11 protein-coding genes and 1 tRNA gene are annotated in these 17,005 nt (G+C 69.0%); 6 read left to right on the forward strand and 6 right to left on the reverse strand.

Annotation, left to right across the window (positions count from 1 at the left end; genetic code table 11):
• Window positions 1-50: 50 nt before the first annotated feature.
• From BKN51_RS32275 to BKN51_RS32295, 5 genes are all read right to left on the reverse strand, one after another.
• Window positions 51-2,873 carry a PQQ-dependent sugar dehydrogenase gene (locus tag BKN51_RS32275; protein ID WP_101611213.1) on the reverse strand — a complete coding sequence of 941 codons (2,823 nt, stop codon included), beginning with the start codon at window positions 2,871-2,873 and terminating at the stop codon, window positions 51-53.
• Window positions 2,874-2,960: 87 nt separating this feature from the next.
• Window positions 2,961-5,783 carry a PQQ-dependent sugar dehydrogenase gene (locus tag BKN51_RS32280; protein WP_101613586.1) on the reverse strand — a complete coding sequence of 941 codons (2,823 nt, stop codon included), beginning with the start codon at window positions 5,781-5,783 and terminating at the stop codon, window positions 2,961-2,963.
• A gap of 541 nt (window positions 5,784-6,324) precedes the next feature.
• Window positions 6,325-6,978: a L,D-transpeptidase gene (locus BKN51_RS32285; RefSeq protein WP_101611214.1), complete on the reverse strand. Its 654-nt coding sequence runs from the start codon at window positions 6,976-6,978 to the stop codon at window positions 6,325-6,327.
• Between the two features lie 117 nt (window positions 6,979-7,095).
• Entirely contained in the window at window positions 7,096-7,980 is an 885-nt protein-coding gene (locus BKN51_RS32290; protein ID WP_101611215.1) for a serine/threonine-protein kinase, read from the reverse strand.
• Window positions 7,981-9,642 carry an N-6 DNA methylase gene (locus BKN51_RS32295; protein ID WP_101611216.1) on the reverse strand — a complete coding sequence of 554 codons (1,662 nt, stop codon included), beginning with the start codon at window positions 9,640-9,642 and terminating at the stop codon, window positions 7,981-7,983. It abuts the gene before it with no gap.
• A 77-nt stretch (window positions 9,643-9,719) separates the two neighbouring features.
• Between BKN51_RS32295 and BKN51_RS32300 the strand changes: the two genes are divergently transcribed.
• The 6 genes from BKN51_RS32300 to BKN51_RS32325 all read left to right on the forward strand — a co-directional run bounded on the left by BKN51_RS32300 (window position 9,720) and on the right by BKN51_RS32325 (window position 14,394).
• Entirely contained in the window at window positions 9,720-10,466 is a 747-nt protein-coding gene (locus BKN51_RS32300; protein WP_101611217.1) for a PP2C family protein-serine/threonine phosphatase, read from the forward strand.
• A gap of 72 nt (window positions 10,467-10,538) precedes the next feature.
• Window positions 10,539-10,626: transfer RNA gene (locus BKN51_RS32305), tRNA-Ser, on the forward strand.
• Window positions 10,627-10,763: 137 nt separating this feature from the next.
• Entirely contained in the window at window positions 10,764-11,024 is a 261-nt protein-coding gene (locus tag BKN51_RS32310; RefSeq protein WP_101611218.1) for a hypothetical protein, read from the forward strand.
• Between the two features lie 3 nt (window positions 11,025-11,027).
• Entirely contained in the window at window positions 11,028-11,273 is a 246-nt protein-coding gene (locus BKN51_RS32315) for a hypothetical protein (RefSeq protein WP_101611219.1), read from the forward strand.
• Window positions 11,274-11,288: 15 nt separating this feature from the next.
• Complete coding sequence (locus BKN51_RS32320; protein ID WP_101611220.1) at window positions 11,289-14,030, forward strand: FtsK/SpoIIIE domain-containing protein; 2,742 nt, start codon at window positions 11,289-11,291, stop codon at window positions 14,028-14,030.
• On the forward strand, window positions 14,023-14,394 hold the full coding sequence (locus BKN51_RS32325; protein WP_101611221.1) for a hypothetical protein: 372 nt from the start codon (window positions 14,023-14,025) through the stop codon (window positions 14,392-14,394). The genes BKN51_RS32320 and BKN51_RS32325 overlap by 8 nt, the downstream gene beginning before the upstream one ends.
• 70 nt (window positions 14,395-14,464) lie before the next feature.
• On the opposite strand, the gene BKN51_RS32330 is transcribed toward BKN51_RS32325, so the two are convergent.
• Window positions 14,465-16,951, reverse strand: a complete 2,487-nt coding sequence (locus BKN51_RS32330) for an endonuclease/exonuclease/phosphatase family protein (RefSeq protein ID WP_101611222.1) — start codon at window positions 16,949-16,951, stop codon at window positions 14,465-14,467.
• Between the last annotated feature and the right edge of the window lie 54 nt (window positions 16,952-17,005).

Raw genomic sequence — 17,005 nt, forward strand, 5'->3', positions numbered from 1 at the left:
CCCTTCGCTGCGCTAGGCGCAATGAAGGGGGCCTTCACGTACTTACGGCCTTACCAGCGGCGGTCGGTCACCGCGCCGTTGGAGGCGTTCCAGAACACGTAGCCGCCCTGGAAGTTGTTCTGCCGTCCGCCGGAGACCGCGATCTCGTCGGACGTCGGGTACCTCAGGTACGAGGTCTCCCAGCCGAGCGCGGCCCAGCGCTGCCGGATGGCCCCGTAGATCGCGTGCGCGTCGGTCGCCATCGTCCAGTAGACCGACCCGGCCTTGGTGAAGTGGTTGTACCGGCCGACGCTGTCCGGAGTCGCCGACTCGTCGGTCGACGGGTATCCGAGGGGCCCCGCTTCCCAGCCGAGCTCCGCCCACTTCGCGCGGATCCGGCCCCAGATCGCCCTGGCGTCGGTCTGCACCGTGTAGTAGATCGACGCGTTCTTGCTGAAGTGGTTGTAGCGACCGGCCTTGTCCGGCGTGATGTGCTCGTCCGTGCTCGGGTAGCCGAGTTCACCGGCCTCCGCGCCCAGCGCCTTCCACTTCACCCGGATCCGGCCGAACACCGGATGCGCACCCGTGTTCACCGTGTAGTAGATCGACGACTGCATCTTGCCGGGCCACATCGGGAAGTCGTTGAAGCGCCCGATGGTGTCCGGGGTGGTCTGCTCGTCGGTCGCGGGCGGGCCGAACTCCTTGTGGCCGCCCATAGCGAGGTACTTCTTGAGGATCTCGCCCTCGATCTGCTTGACGCCCGTTTCCTTGGACCAGTACAGCCGTCCGCGCTCGTAGGTGCGGAAGCGGACCGTGCCGTCGACGGCCTCGGGCGCCGTCGGCGCGCCGAGTCGTTGCGCCACCGCGGGTTCGTCGCGGTAGCGCTTGTCGATCGGCGTGATGTAGTTCGCCGTGATCGTCAGATCCGTGGTGCCCATGGTGACGTTCGTCAGCCGCCCGGTGGCCCCGTTGGACCAGCCGGTGAAGAACGACGAACCGTCCGCAGCGACCTCGGCCGCCTGGATCTCCACTGTCGCGCCTTCGACCACCATCGCCGAAGCCGCCCCGCCTTCCGGCGTGATGCCGAGCGCGGCGGCGACGTTGCTGGTCAGCGTGAGGCGGTGTTCCTTCGGCTTCGCGACGTAGGTCTTCGTGACCGTGACACCGGCGCTGTCGGTCGCCGACGCGGTGAACTCCAGGTTCGAGTCCGTGTGGTCGGTGAACGGCATGGTGAACTCGGGGCCGGTGGCACCGTGGTCCGGATGCGCGTGGCAGACCGCGTTCTCCGGGCAGTGCCGGACCAGCGTGGTCCAGGTGACCGGCAGGGCGCCGTCCTCGGTGTCGGTGACGGTCGCGCCGACCTTGACCTCCTCGCCGACCGCGAACAGGCGGTCACCGGGGTCGGTCATGGTCAGCTTCGGCGAGTGGTTCCCCGGCGCCACGGCCAGGTCCGTGCTGCCCGCCGCCTGCAGGCCGTCCTTCACCGTCAGCTTGGCGGTGAACTTCTCGGTCCCCGCCGCGTAGGTGTGGCTGACCTTCGCCCCGGTGCCGGTGGTGCCGTCGCCGAAGTCCCACTCGTAGGTCAGGGGGTCGTTGTCGAAGTCGTAGGAAGCGCTGCCGTCGAACGAAACCGTGCGGGTTTCGGGGTTCGTCTCGGAAGTGGCGACCGCGACCGGCGCCTTGTTCCCGGTGGTGTAGCTGAGCCGCTTCAGCATGCCGGTGTAGATGTCGGCGTAGACGAGGTCGCCGTTGGCCGCGGCCGCGAACTTGACCGGACCGCCGATACCGGTGAACTTCGGCGGCGTCTCCTGTGCGCGGACGACCCGGCCCTGCGTGTCGTACTTGGCCGTCCACAGCTTCTGCGTGGCGTAGTCGCCGAAGAAGTAGGCGCCCCGGTATTCCTCCGGGTACGACTCTCCATTGTAGACAATGCCGCCGGTGATGCTGTTGCCGTTGTCGGGGCCCTGGCCGTGCTGGACCACCAGCATCGGCGGGGTGTTCACGGCCGAGGCGCACTGCGGCATCGCGGAGAAACCGTCGGCGGGCTGGTTGCCCTCGAAGCACGGCCAGCCGTGGTTCGCGCCCTTCTGGACGAAGTTGATCTCTTCCCAGGTGCCCCAGCCGACGTCGCCGACCACCGGGAGACCGGTGCTGGCGTCGAGGCTGAACCGGAACGGGCTGCGGAAGCCGCTCGCGAACACCTTGGAACGCAGCGAGTTCGGGTTCGCCGCGGCGTAGTAGGGGTTGTCCGGCACGCCGGCGCCGTCCGCGGTGACGTGGAAGATCTTGCCGAAGATCTTGTCGAGGTCGTACACGTTCAGCGCGAACGGGTCCGCCTGTCCCTGGAACCGGGAGCTGTCGCCGGTCGAGACCCACACCGTGCCGTCAGGGGCGGCGACGACACCGGTGATGCCGTGGATGTCGGTGTTGGCCGCGCCCTCGACGAGGACCTTCTCCGCGGTCAGCCCGGTCGGCTGGGCGGTGCCGGTGACCGTCCAGCGCGAGGCGCGCAGGGCGATACCGCCACCGGCGACGTCGACCGCGCGGGCGGTGTAGACCGCGCGGGAGGTCGCGAAGTCGGGGGCGATCGCGATCCCGACCAGGCCGAGGTCGCCGGTGCTGCGGACGGGCAGGCTGGCGATGTTCTGCGCCTGTCCGGTGGTGGACACCCAGGCGACGTTGCCGCCCTTTCCGGTGGTCAGGATCGAACCGTCGGGCAGGTAGGCGAAGTCGGTCAGGTCGTACGGAGCCTGACCGCTCGGCTGGTCACGAAGGACGAAGCCGGGTGGCAACACGGGCGCCGCGGACGCCACAGTGGACGTCAACGGCACCAGCAAGGTCACTATCAGCAGTGTCACGAGGGCATGACAGAGCGCACGGAATCTCGAAGGCATGCAGAAGCCCCTTTCCCCAGTCGAACGTCTCATCGACGGGGTCTAGGTGGACATTTCACACTTTCGAGTGGCTTTATCGAACTGTGATCACCACCGTCGGTCGATCACCTGCCCCGTGCTCCGGTTCCAGGTGACGTAGCCGGTCTGGAAGCTGTTCTGCCGTCCGATGGGGACGGTGAACTCGTCCGTCGCCGGGTAGCCCAGGTACGACCGCTCCCAGCCGAGCGCGGCCCAGCGCTGCCGGATCGCCCCGTAGATCGCGTGCGAGTCCGTCGCCATCGACCAGTAGACGGAGCCCGCCTTCGTGAAGTGGTTGAACCGGCCGGTGCCGTCCGGGGTCGCGGTCTCGTCCGTCGCCGGGTAGCCGAGCGGGCCTGCCTCCCAGCCGAGCGCCGCCCACCGGACGCGGATGCGGCCCCAGATCGCTTTGGCGTCGGTCTGCGCCGTGTAGTAGATCGACGCGCTCTTGCTGAAGTGGTTGAACCGGCCGGTCCCGTCGGGGGTGGGGAGTTCGTCCGTCGTCGGGTAGCCCATCGGCCCGGCCTCCCAGCCCAGCGCGGCCCATTTGACCCTGATCCGCCCGTACACCGGATGCGCGCCCGTCGACGGTGTCCAGTAGAAGGAGGACTGCAGCGTGCCTGGCCGGTTCGGGAAGTGGTTGAACCGGCCGGCGCCGTCCGCGGTGGCGGTCTCGTCGGTCGCGGGTGGACCGAACTTCCCGTGCCCGCCGAGCGCGAGGTACTTCGCCAGGATCTGGCCCTCGATCTGCTTCACGCCGGTCTCGGCGCTCCAGTAGAGCCTGCCGCCCGCGTACGGCCGATACCGCACGGGCCCGTCGACGACCTCCGGCCCGGTCGGCGCGCCAAGCCGTTGCCGCAGCGCGGGTTCCGACTGGTAGCGCCGGTCGATCGGGGTGAGATAGGTCGCGGTCAGCGTCAGGTCGTGCGCCGGGACGGTGACGGTCACCGTCCGCGTGGTCCTCCCGTCGGACCAGTTCGCGAACGTCGCGACGCCGTCCGCGGCGACCTCCTCCGCCACGACCTCGAACGTCGCGCCCTCGGTCACCATCGCGGTGTTGACCCCGCCCTCCGCCGGGATGATCAGCGCGGCGGGGGTGTTGCCGGTCAACGTCAGCCGGTGTTCACGCGGTCTGGCCACATAGGTCCTGCTCGCGGTCACCCCGGCGCTGTCGGTCACCGTCGCGGTGATCTCGACCCGCGAGTCCTGATGGTCGGTGAAGGGCGAGGTGAGGACCGGGCCGCTGCCCGGCGAACCGGGATGCGCGTGGCAGGTCGCCTCCTCCGGACAGTGCCGGATCAGCGTGGTCCAGGTGACCGGCAGCACGCCGTCCTCCGCGTCGGTCGCCGTCGCGCCGACGACGACCGGTTCCCCGACCGCGAAGGTCCGCGCGCCGGGATCCGTCATCACCGGTTCCGGCGAGTGGTTTCCCGGCACCACGGCGACGTCCGTGCCGCCGGTGGCGCCGAGCCGGTCGGTGACGGTCAGCCGTGCGGTGGTCCTCACCAGGTCCGCCGCGTAGGTGTGGGTCACCCGGGCGCCGGTCTGGCTCGTGCCGTCCCCGAAGTCCCAGTGATGGGTCAGCGGGTCGCCGTCGAAGTCGTAGGAACCGGTGCCGTCGAAGGTCACCGTCCTCGTCGACGGCTCGGTGCCCGACGTCGCCACCGCGACCGGTTCCGCGTTCGTGCCGGGGTAACTGAGCCGCCGCAGGTTCCCGCTGTGGATGTCGGCGTACACGATGTCGCCGTTGGCCGCGGCCGCGAACTTGACCGGGCCGCCGACACCGGTGAACTTCGGCGGCCGTTGCGGCGCCTGGACGAGCCTGCCCTGACTGTCGTAGGTCATCGTCCAGATCTTCTGCGTGACGTAGTCGCCGAAGAAGAACGCTCCCCGGTATTCGTCCGGATAGGACGATCCACTGTAGACGATCCCGGCGGTCACGCTGTTTCCTTCGTCCACCCCGGAACCGTGACGGTAGGCGGTGATCGGCGGGGTGTTGACGACACCGGCGCAGCCCGCGAGCCCGGCGTACCCCGGCGTCGGGACGTTCGCCTCCCAGCACGGCCAGCCGTGGTTCGTCCCCGGCCGCACGACGTTCACCTCTTCCCAGGTACTCCAGCCGACGTCGCCGACGACCGGCAGGCCGAGACGCGGGTCGAGGGAGAACCGGAACGGGCTGCGGTAACCGCTGGAGAAGACCTTGGAGCGGTTCGCGTTCGGCGCCGCGGCGGAGTAGTACGGGTTGCCCGGCACACCGGCACCGTCCGGAGTGACGTGGAGGATCTTGCCGTACAACTGATCGAGGTCCAGCGAACGCAGCGCGCCCGGATCCATTCTGGTGAAGTCGGCGGCGTCGCCGATGGAGATCCACACCGTCCCGTCTTCGGCCGCGATGAGCCCGGTGATGCCGTGGACGTCGTGGAAACCGGGAAGGTCGACGAGCACCCGCTCGGTCGTGAGGCCGGTGGGACCGTCCGCACCGGTCACCGTCCAGCGCGCCACCCGCATGGTGAAGGCACCGCCGCCCGTGTCGAACGACCACGCGAGGTAGATCTGGCGCGACGTCGCGAAATCCGGGGCGACGGCGAGACCGACGAGGCCGAGATCGCCGTTGCCGTGCACGGGCAGTGTCGCGATCGTCCGCGTCTGGCCGGCGGTGGACACCCACGCGACCTTGCCGCTCTTGCCGGTGCTGAGCACCGAACCGTCGGGCAGATAAGCGAAATCGGTCAGTTCGAACGCGGCCTGACCGCTCGGCTGGTCACGGAGGACGAAGCCGGACGGCAGAGTGGGCGCCCCGGTCGCTTCCGGAGCGCCCACCCATCCCGGGAAAAGCAGGATGGAAACCGACAGTGCGACGAGTGTGCGAGTGAGGACCCGGCTCCGGTTCATCGGCACTTCCCCATTTCCGGCGTGTCATGGCACGTCGCCGGGAACGGGGCGGGCATTGCCGCCAGGAGCTTTCATTTATCTCAAAGCAACCGAACCGCAATGATCCGCGTGAGGTTCCTTCGGGAGCGGGGGACTGATGGGGACTTTCCCCGCGTCACACGCGATGAAGGGAGCCTTCGCCGCATGTGACGCGGGGAAGGCTCCCTTCGCGTAGCAAGGGAGCGATCCAGACTGCCGGAGACGCGAGGGGTGTGTGGAAATAGGGACGTTCAGTGTCCCTATTTCCACACACCCCTCGCTCTGCGTACACCTCGCGCTGGTCAGCCCACGTCGAGCGTCCGACCACCACGGCACATCAGACCAACGACGTAGCGAAGGCCTCCTTCACCGGGTCGCATGTGGTGAAGGAGGCCTTCACCACATGACACGCGGGAAGGAGGCTTTCACGTAGCGAGGGCGCGGGGCGGGTCTCCTCTTATTACGTGAAGGCCCCCTTCCCCACCCTCAGGGTAGGAAAGGGGGCCTTCACGGACAAAAAGGGTCAGGCCACGACCTGCACCACGTCGCCGCTCTGCAGCGTCGTGAAGTACTTCTGCGAAGCCGCCGCGGCCAGGTGGATGCAGCCGTGCGAGTACACCGAGAGGCTGCCGGTGTGGAACGCGATCCCCGGCAGGAAGAACACCGAGTTCGGCATCGGCGCGTCGAACTGCTTCGAGTGGTAGTTCTTGACCTTGGCCGAAACGTGGAAGACACCGGTCGGCGTCGCGTGCCCCTTCTTGCCGGGCAGCTGCTTGACCGGACCGTAGATGACCTTGCCGTCCTGCAGCAGCCACGTCTTCAGCGCGGAGAGGTCCACACAGGCGCTCACACCCGGTGAGGCCAGCGCGGCCTTGCAAGGCACGTCGGCGGCGTTCGCGGCGGGCTTGGCCGCCGGTTTCGGCGTGGGCTTCGGTGTCGGCTTGGGCTTCGACGACGTGGACGGCTTCGGCGCGGAACTGCTGCTGCTCGGCGTCCGGGAGGACGTGGTCGGCGCGGCGGAGGACGTCGATGGCACCGACGTGGTCGTCGTCCCGCCCACCGGATCGCCTTGCGCGACGGCGCCGCCACCGGGCGAGCCGCCCCCGGCGTCGCCGGAACACGCTGTCAACACCAGCGCGGTGGCCAGTGCGGTCACCCCCACCAGGAACTTCTTCACGACCCTTACCCCCGATTGTCCGTAGTGCGTCTGACATGGGTAAAGACGGAGCTCACCCGTAAGGGGTTGTTGGCCGGAAGGTCACGATCCTGTCTCAAGACCGCTGACCTGCGGAAATCAGGGAACTCGGCCGACGACCCGCGCGTACATCCGGCCCGGATTGGCGCCTTCGTCCAGATATCCGGGCAGCGGCGGCAGGTCCCGCGCGAACACGGCCAACCGTCCGAACAGCTCGTTCGCGTCCGCGGGACGGCGCTCGGGATCCTTCTCGAGCAGGTCCGCGAGCAAGACGTTCAGTCCACCCGGGACACCGTCCACTTCGGCCGGACTCTCCTTGACCTGCTTCTCGAACACCGCGTACGCCGTCGGGCCGGTGAACAGCTGCCTGCCGGTCAGCATTTCGTGCAGGACACAGCCCAGCGCGTACAGATCGCTGCGCGGCCCGGCGATCCCGCGCTGGATCTGCTCGGGCGCCATGTACGCGGGCGTGCCCAGGATCTGCCCCGCGCGGGTGAACTGGGCGACGTCGGTCTCGCGCAGCATCGCGAGCCCGAAGTCGAGCACCTTCACGCTGCCGTCGGGACACAGCATCAGGTTGGTGGGCTTGAGATCGCGGTGACAGATGGAGAGCGCGTGCGCGGCGGACAGCACGGCGCACGCCTGCGCCGCGATCGCGGCCGCCCACGGCACCGGCAGCGGACCGTGTTCGGCGGCGAGATCGGCGACGGTCACGCCCTCGATGAACTGCATGACCTGGAACAACCGCTCGTCGTAGGTGCCGAAGTCGTACAGCGTCGGCGCACCCGCGTGTTCCAGGGTGGCAAGGATCCGTGCCTCGCGGATGAACCGCTGTTCGAGTTCGGCGTCCGGACCGCCGGGGAGCCCGAGGAACTTCACCGCCACGCGGCGGCCGAGATGCCGGTCGTGGCCCGCGTAGACCGCGCCCATCCCACCCCGGCCGAGCGGCAGCTCGTCGAGTTCGTAGCGGTCCGCGATCAGCACTTAGTTCCCTGGCCTCAGTTGACCTTCCGTTAGCCCTGCCAAGCCTAGCCGCACCAGCTCCAGGCCCGATTCCGCCGCCTCGCGCAGGGCGTCCTCGAAGGCGGCGAGCCGGGTGAACGCCTCCCCGTGGGCACGTTGCGTTTCGATCGGCAGACGCGGGATCCGGGTGCGCTTGAGGTCGATCCTGGTCGAGGAGGTCGGCGCGATCTGCCCGGCCGCGCGCAGGCAGCCGGCGAGGAACGCGGCGTCCAGCCGTTCGGGATCGGTGCGGTACTTCGACATCGGCGACTCCACCGTGACCGGCGCTCCACTGTGGACATACGCGGGCACGGCGGGCGACGCGACGACGTCTCCCTCCTCCACCGATTCCGGAACCGTGAGCACCCCGGACTTCAGCAGCTCGCCGATCGTGGTGAACTGCGGGGTCTCATCGGCCATCGCCAGTGGCGGCAGTTCCGGCCGGATCCCCTCGAAATGCTTCCGGACTTCGAGGAAGGCCTCGCCCGCGTGCCCGTCCCGCGCCTGATGCCGGGCGGGGGAAAGGTCGATCTCCTCGTCGAGCAGGTCGATGATCCGGACCGCACCCGGCACCTCGGCGCCGCGCAGGTGCTCCCGCCACTGTTCCTCCACAGTGGACGGATCGGCCAGCAGGAGCAATCGGGACGGCGGACGCTCACCGGGCTCCGGGCGCCGCAGCAGCCAGAGATCCGCGCCGCCGACCGTCACGATCGCGCGCAAAGCACCGGCCCGCAACAGGTTCCCGCGGATCCGGCGGCCGGTCCGGCGACCGGCGGCGGCGGGCGGCATGCGGATCGCGACCAGCCCGCCGGGTTTGACGTGCGCGAGACAGTGCTGGACCCACGCCAGTTCCGGCTCGCCGCGCGGCGGCTGGCCGTACTCCCAGCGCGGGTCGCCGACGAGTTCGTCGTGACCCCATTCCCGGTCGTTGAACGGCGGGTCGCAGACGACGGCGTCCGCCAGAAGTCCTTCGTAGGAGTCCATCGGCAGGGCGTCCGCGCCGTACATCTCCATGTCCGCGCCCGCGAGCAGCAGCCGGTGCGCCGCGATGCACGAAATCGCCGGATCGTCGGTCTGGCCGAGCAGCCGGGTGCCGCCCGAGGCGAGCAACAGCGTCCCGAGCCCGCACGCGGGATCGAGCACGACGCCGGGTTCGGGACCGATGAGCCGGGACATCAACGCGGCCACCGGTTCCGGCGTGACGGACAGCTGGCGGGAGTGCGCCTCGACGTAGCGTTCGCACAGGAACTCGAAGGCCTCGCGCGCCCCCACCTCGCCCGCGAAGCGGTCCAAGAGTTCGAGCAACTCGGGATCGTCGTAGCGGGGCGAAAAATCCCACTCCTCCCCGGAGGCCCGCCGCGACAGGAACGTGCCCACCCTGCCGACCCGGGAGCTCAGCCACAGGTCGTCGCCGAGGTTCCGCAGCCGTTGCCAGATCCGGTCCCCGAGCGACAGTTCGAACGGCTTCCCGCGCTCACGCAGCCAGTTTTCGACGTCGAGCAGCGAGAAGAGGGGGCTCGACGCCGTCCCGCCGACGGGCGGCGGAAAATCTCCGTACCGTCGACGCCAGTTGCTCACCGCGGCGCGGCCGACGCCGGCGATGTGCGCGATGTCCGCCGCGCTGACGGTGGCTTGCTCCTCCATCGGCGCATCGTAACCGACAGCTGACCATTCCAGACCTATGTTTGTGAACTCAGTACACAACTGCTTTACTGGGTCACATGACGTACACCCTTCGGTACGCCGCCGGCTCGGACGTCGGGCGCCGCCGTCAGGTCAACCAGGACTCGCTCTACACCAGCGCCCGGATGCTGGCGGTCGCCGACGGCATCGGCGGCCAGCCGCACGGCGAGGTGGCGAGCGCCGAAGCGGTCGGCGTCCTGTCCCGGCTCGACGCGGACCTCAGCGGCTTCGACCTCGCGGACGTCGACCTGATCGAGGTCCTCTCCGGCGGTGTCCGCGCGATCGACGACCGGCTGATCGCGACGGCCGAGCGCGAACCGGAGACCCGCGGCATGGGCACCACCCTGACCGCGCTGCTGTTCGACGGCGCCCATTTCGCCGCCGCGCACATCGGAGACTCCCGCGGGTATCTCCTGCGTGAAGGCACGCTTCAGCGCTTCACGCGCGATCACACGCTCGCGCAGGCCCTCGCGGACGATGGGCGCATCGACGCCTCGGAAGTCGAGGGACACCCTCGCGGTTCACTGCTCATGAAGGCGCTCCTGAGCACCGGGAGCGGCGAAGCGGACATCTGGACCTTCGAGGCGGCCCCCGGCGACCGTCTTCTCCTGTGCTCGGATGGGTTAACGGCAACGGTTGTCGAAACCGTTATCAAGGACGTCCTCGGCACCTTCCAAGATCCCGCAGAGACCGTCCCGAGGCTGATCCACCTGGCCAACGAGGGCGGCGGACCGGACAACATCACCTGCGTCGTCGCCGACGTTCTCGCGCCCGCGCACCCGTGAGGCGTTCCGGCCGGAAAGGCAGGTCAGACCCACCTTCGAAAGACCGGAAGGGCATCCGGTAAAGTTCCCCACGGAGGATTGGCCGAGCGGCCTAAGGCGCACGCTTGGAAAGCGTGTTGGGTTCACGCCCTCGCAGGTTCGAATCCTGTATCCTCCGCCATCAGCAAGGCCCCGGACGTTCCGACGTCCGGGGCCTTGTTGATTACACAGCAGGACCTTCACTTAACAGAGTCAGTTGATCACGCTAAGTTTAGACGTGGTCGTTCCAGCCCCCGACGTCCCAAGGAGTCCGCCAAAATGGCCGGAGTCGAAGAGATCCGCGCTGGTATCGCGCTCGCGAACGAGAAGGCATCTGCGAGCATCGCCGCACTTCAGCAGGCAGCGCAGTCTCTTGAAGAAGCCCAGCTTTCCCTTTCACAGGCCACCCAGGGCAGCACCCAGCACGAGGTGAGCCAGGCACAGGGGCTTCTCGCCGAGGCCCTGCAGGGCATCACCGGCATGCAGAGCACCATCCAGGCGGGCATTTCGTCGGCCGAGTCGTACTCGACCCGCCTCTAAACCATGTACCTCGAAGAACTGCACCAGCTGCTGACGGCCGTCCAAACCGGCCTCGCCGACGGACGTGCCCATGCCGAGCGGGCCAGAAGCCTGCTGGAGGAGTCCCGGCGCGCCCTGGTCGAACCGCAGGCCCAAGCCGTGCCATGGGTGCCGCCGCAGCTGGCGCAGGCCGACGAGGGCCTGGAAAATCTCCTGACGCGCCTTTCCGCCGCTGACGACCTGGTCAGCGGTTACCAATCACGCCTCTGAGATCGGCGAGCCGGTATGGGCAGCAAAGCGAGTGAACAGCGCAATCGCGTCGTTACGGCGCTGGAGCGGGTCCGTCACCAGATCGGGCTCGTCCTCGGCGCCGCCGCCGGTGCCCGCCAGGCCGCCGAGGCGGAACTGGCCAAGCTGGAGCTGGAACAGCGCATCGTCCGGGTGGGGATGAACAACTCCACTTCGGACCAGTACGCCGAGTGGTCACAGCATCCCGCCGCGAACGAGGTGTTCGGCATGCTCGGCAGCGTGCGCGGCCAGTTCTACGCGGACTGGGAAGCCGGGCCGGGTGCCCTGCGCGACCTGGTCACGAACAACGCGCCGGGTCCCGCCGGTCAGCAGCCGGGCAACTGGCTCGGCCGCGTCGGCGGGAACCCCGGCATCACCGCGCCGGGCCTGTGGCGCGTCGGCTCGGCGACCGTGCCGGGCCAGGACATTCAACGCACGTTCGACGTCGCGATACCCCTGCTCGACGAGTCGCATCTGTCGATCAGGTCGGCACCGAAGACCCGGGCGGCGGTGGACGGCATCGTGCAGAACCTGCTGATGCGGGTGCTGAGCACGTTCGAACCCGGCGCGGTGCGCATCCACCTGTGGGACGTCGGGCAGCTGACCGCGATCCTGCCCGACCTCTACCCGCTGAGCCGCACGAGCGCGCTCACGCTGTACGACCCGGGGCGGCTCGAGGACCTCCTCGACGAACTGGCCGGGCACATCCGCCGCATCCACGCGACCGGGATGCAGGCGGGACACACGTCGCTGCGGGAAATCCGGCGGGCGAGCGGACAGCGCGTCGAACCGTTCCGCGTCGCGGTGCTCTACGGCAACGGGGAGACCCTCGAACCGGAGCGGGCCCGCGAGCTGAAACGCGTCGCCACCGGGGCGCTCGCGGCCGGGATCTGCCTGATCCTGATCGACGTGCCGACCATGCTGTCGACGTCGGTCGAATCGCTGAGCCTGACCGACGACCGGCACGCGATCAGCAGCATGACCGGCCCCGACCTGATCGTCGACCTGGACCCGCCGATGCCGTCCGGGCAGGTCATCCGGGCCGCCGGGCGGATCGCCGAGGCCCTGATCGCCAAACAGGGCGGCCCCCGCGCGTTCGCCGACCTGCTGCCCACCGAACTGGGCAAGGAGAGTTCGGCGCGGGAGCTGCGGGCGCCGGTCGGCTTCTTCGAGGGCGAGGCGGTGGAGGTCGTCATCGGCGACGCCAGCCCGCACGTGCTCATCGGCGGGCCGAGTGGTTCGGGGAAGACGAACTTCCTGTACTCGCTGCTCGGCAGCTTCGCGGCGCGGTACTCGCCGGACGAGCTCGCGCTGTACCTGCTGGACTTCAAGGAAGGCGTGTCGTTCGCCGGGCTCGCGCCGGGACGGCGGGACGCCAGCTGGCTGCCGCACGCCAAGCTCATCGGGGTCAACGTCAACACCGACCGCGAGTTCGGCCTGGCGCTGCTGCGCTACCTCGCCGACGAGCTGCGGCGCCGGTCCGCCGCGGCGAAACAGCACGAGGTCACCAACCTCGCGGACCTGCGCGAGCAGGACCCCGGCGGGCACTGGCCCCGGATCGTCGCGGTGATCGACGAGTTCCAGTACCTGTTCGCCGGCCGCGACGGCGTGACGGCGACCGCGACCCAGCTGCTGGAGGACATCGCGCGGCGAGGCCGGTCTCAGGGCATCCACCTGGTGCTGGCGAGCCAGGACGTCGCCGGGATCGAGGCGTTCTGGGGCAAGCCCGCGGTGTTCGAGCAGTGCACGCTGCGGATCGCGATGCCGAAGGCGCGGCGCGTGCTGTCCGAGACCAACAACGCGGCGGTCTCGGCACCGAAGTGGCATGCGGTGATCAACCACGATTCCGGTGTGGCGCACGGGAACCAGCTCGCCCACGTCCCGGACGCGAGCAGCAAGGACGTCTTCGTCAAGCTGCAGCACCGGTTGTGGGAACGGTACTCGGAGTCGTTCAAACGGCCGCGGCTGTTCGACGGGGCGCATTCGCCGGTGCTGGAACAGTTCCCGGCGTTCAACGATCTGAAGCCCACGAAGAAACCGCGGGCGCTGCTCGGTCAGTCCATCGACGTCGACGAAGCCGCCTGCGGTGTCGAACTGCCGAAGGCGCCTGGACGGAATGTCGCGGTCTTGGGCGCCGCCACGGCGGAGGCACTGTCCATCATGGACTCCGCCGCACGCTCCTTGGCTCGCCAGCATCACGACGGTGCGGTGGAGTTCGTGCTTTCGTGTCCCATCGAAGCATGCTTCCCCGCGGTGTCCGATCTGGCCGCGCGCTTGGAAGCGGAGGGCCACAAGGCGACACTGGTCGACGATTTGCCCGGCCGGGTAATCGATATCGCGGAAAAGCTGTCCTCTTTGGACAAAGCTCACGTGCTCCTGCTTTACGGCGTCGACGCCTCGATCCCCGCGCTGGAGGCCAAGGCGCCCGGCCAGCTCAAGAGCGGCTTGGACCAGCTGCGGGTGCTGCTGAAGCAGGGTCCGGGGCACGGCGTCCACACCATCGGCTGGTGGCGCAGCATCGCGCGGCTGAAGGACACACTCGGTTTCGCGGGCACCGACGACATCGGCAGTTGGGCGGCCTTGGACGTCCAGGGCAACGAACTGTCGCCGTTCGCCGCGGGGCAGGTCGTGCACTGGTCGCCGCGACCGGGTCGCGCGCTGTTCTTCGACCGCACCACCCACGGCGCCCCCGAGGTGATCATCCCGTTCCAGCGTCCGGAAGGGCTTCTCGATGGATGACGGCATCACCGCGGCCATGCGGTACAAGGAGATCGTGGGCCTCGCGCGTGCGTCGGCGGAGAACCTCCGCGGCTGGGAGGTCGCCCGCGCGGACGAACTGGAGGCCCGCCTCGCCGAGGCGCACCAGTCCGTCGCGGACGCCGCCGAACGCGAGCAGCGCGCGGTCGACAGGGCTTCCCGGTGGTGGAAGATGGCCCAGCACAACGTCGAGGGCCTCACCTGGCTGCCGGACGACGAAGACCCGCAGCCGGTGCCGACCGCGCGGGCCGGGTACCTGGAGAAGTACCTGGAAGAGGTCAAGCCGAGCTACCAGGAACTCGTGCAGGCCGTCCTTTCCCTGGGATGGCGCGCGAAACGCTCGTGACCCGGCGCCCATGCCATGAAAGGCCCGTTACTTGCAAATTTTGCAAGTAACGGGCCTTTCATAGCAGCGCTTACGGCTTCGGCAGGTAAGGGCCGAGGACCTTCTCCAGGTAGTCCGCCAGGTCGTAGAACGCGTCCTGGACCGGGTTGCCCGCACTCGGCCGGAACCGCAGCACCTGCGGGTCGTGGTCGCTCGCCTGCTGGGCGAACTCCGCGTTCAGGTGGACGACGTCGTAGTCGGTCCCGCGCGGCGCCTTCGACGCCAGGATGTGGTCGAGCACCTGCGACTGACCCTCGAAAACGTAGCTGTACCGCTCGTTCTCCGGCAGCGACGCGATGAGGTCCTTCAGCACGCCGCCCGCCGTCAGGGTCTTCACCGCGGGCGAGAACGGGTAGTCGTTCAGGTCACCGGCCACGACGATGTTCGCGTTCTTGTCCGACGCGAGCACCTTGTCGATGAACCCCCGCAGCACGGTCGCCTGCTTGGCCCGCTGCACCTCGGAGCTCCGGACCGGCGGCTGGTTGCGGCCGTGGGTCGGCTGGTCGCCGCCCTTGGAGTTGAAGTGGTTCGCGATGACGAACACGGTGCGGCCCTGGAAGACGAACTCGCCGACGAGCGGCTTGCGGCTTGCCTCCCACGCCTCGTTGGCCGGGTCGACGCGGCCGGGCGAGACGGTCAGGTGGGTCTTGCCGCGCTCCTTGACGACGTCGACCGGGGTGGTCGCGGTGCCGCCCGGACGATCCACAAAGGACACACGAGCCGGGTTGAACAGGAAGCCGACGCGGATGTTGCCACCCGGCTGGCCGCCGTCCTTGCCGTTCTCCGGGTCGATCTGACGCCACTCGTAGCGCGGGCCACCGGCGGCGACGATCGCGTCGACGAACTTCTGCAGCGTCTGGTCCGCCACGACGGTGCCGTCGTTGGCCGGGCCGTTGTTGTCCTGGATCTCTTCCAGGTTCAGGATGTCCGGCTTCGCCAGGTTGGTGGCGATGGCCTTGGCCAGCTCGCCGAACTTCTCCGCACTGTCCAAAGCGGACAGATTCTCGACGTTGTAGGTGGCCACCGAAAGCTCACCGCTGCGCTGCGCGCGGGTGCTCTCGCGCTTGAGCCCGTTGTCCTTGGTGGCGCCCAGCTTCGTCGCGAACAGCGTGTAGCCGCCGAAGTTGCTGTACTCGACCGGGCCGGAGGTCTCGCCGGTGAGCACGTCGCCGGTGTTGACCTTCGGGAACGGCACCTCGGCGAACGGGATCAGCGACGCGACCTTGAGCACGCCGGTGTTGAGCCGGTCGTAGTCCAGGTACACCGCGCCGCCGCGGACGCTGGGGTTCTGCTTCGGCTTGGTGGTCACGTAAAGCTCGTTGAACGACGACGTCGGGCCGACGACGCGCGCGTCGGAGACACTGACGATCTCGCTCTCGTGCGTCTCCCAGAAGTCCAGCGAGTACTTCGCGGGCTCCAGCGGAAGCGGCTCGATGCTGCCGCCCGGCGCCGGGGCGACGGCGTCCGGGACCGAGTCCGGGGTGACGACGGTCGGTGCGGGCAGCGCGTTTCCGCTCGAATCGACCGTCCACTGTGCACTCGTCAGCTCGGTGAGCGACTGGTACGGCGAGGTCGCCGGCGCGTCCGGGTAGAACTCGCGGATGGTGCCGGTGGCGGTCACGGCGTCACCCACGGCCACGGCGGGCGTGGTCGAACCGGTGAAGACGAACAGGCCCTCGCTGGTGCGCGGGTCGGCGTCGGGCGCGGGGTCGGTGACCCAGAACCCGCGGGCCGAACCGAAGCTCCGGATCGCGGTCACGAAACCGGTGACCCCGGCGACCTTCCGGTCCTTGAACGGCGAGATCCGGGTGGTGCCCTGGATTTCGTGGATCTTGGCGGTCACCGGCGGCGGGCCGGTTTCACCCGGCGTCTCGCCCTTGCTGTTCGTCGGGGTGGGCGCACCGGAGGTGAAGTCTGCGGCGTTGTCGTCGGTGTCCGCGAGCGCCGAGCCCCTGGCGACCGACGCGGTGTTGGACGGCGCGGGTGCCGCGGCCCCCTCGCGGATGACCGCGGCCGGGCCGAAGCCGACCAGGTCCTTGATCCGGGGGTCGGCCGCGCAGTCGGCGGCGGTCTTGCAGGTCAGCGCGGTGGTGCCCTGGACGAGCGCGATGGTGCCCGCCGTGGCGGACAGCGGGATCGCCCCGGTGGCGTCCGGCGTCGGGAGGGCGACCGTGCCGCCCGCGCCCTTCGCCTCCGAGACCAGGTACCGCGCGCCCGGCGCGACACCGCCGGTCAGCGGCGTGACCTGCCAGCTGTTCCCCGACGCGGGCGCGTACTGGACGCTGAAGCCGTCCAGGCTCACGGCCGCCGCGCCGCGGTTGGCGAGTTCGATGAAGTCGTTGCTCAGCGTCGCACCCGAGTTGCCGCCACCGCCGTAGACCTCGGCGATCACGGCGTCGGCGCTGGGCGCGGCGAGCGCGGCCGGAGCGGCTGTGATGGCAGCACCGCTCACGACCAGGCCGGAGGTGACGGCCACGGTCAGGGCCCGTCTCCTGGCAGCACGGCGGGATGTGGTCACGCTGAGTCCCCTCTTCGCAAGATCGGTCGAGGAATACTCCCCCGAACAAGTGAA

This window comes from Amycolatopsis sp. BJA-103 (genome assembly GCF_002849735.1).
Taxonomy (GTDB): Bacteria; Actinomycetota; Actinomycetes; order Mycobacteriales; family Pseudonocardiaceae; genus Amycolatopsis.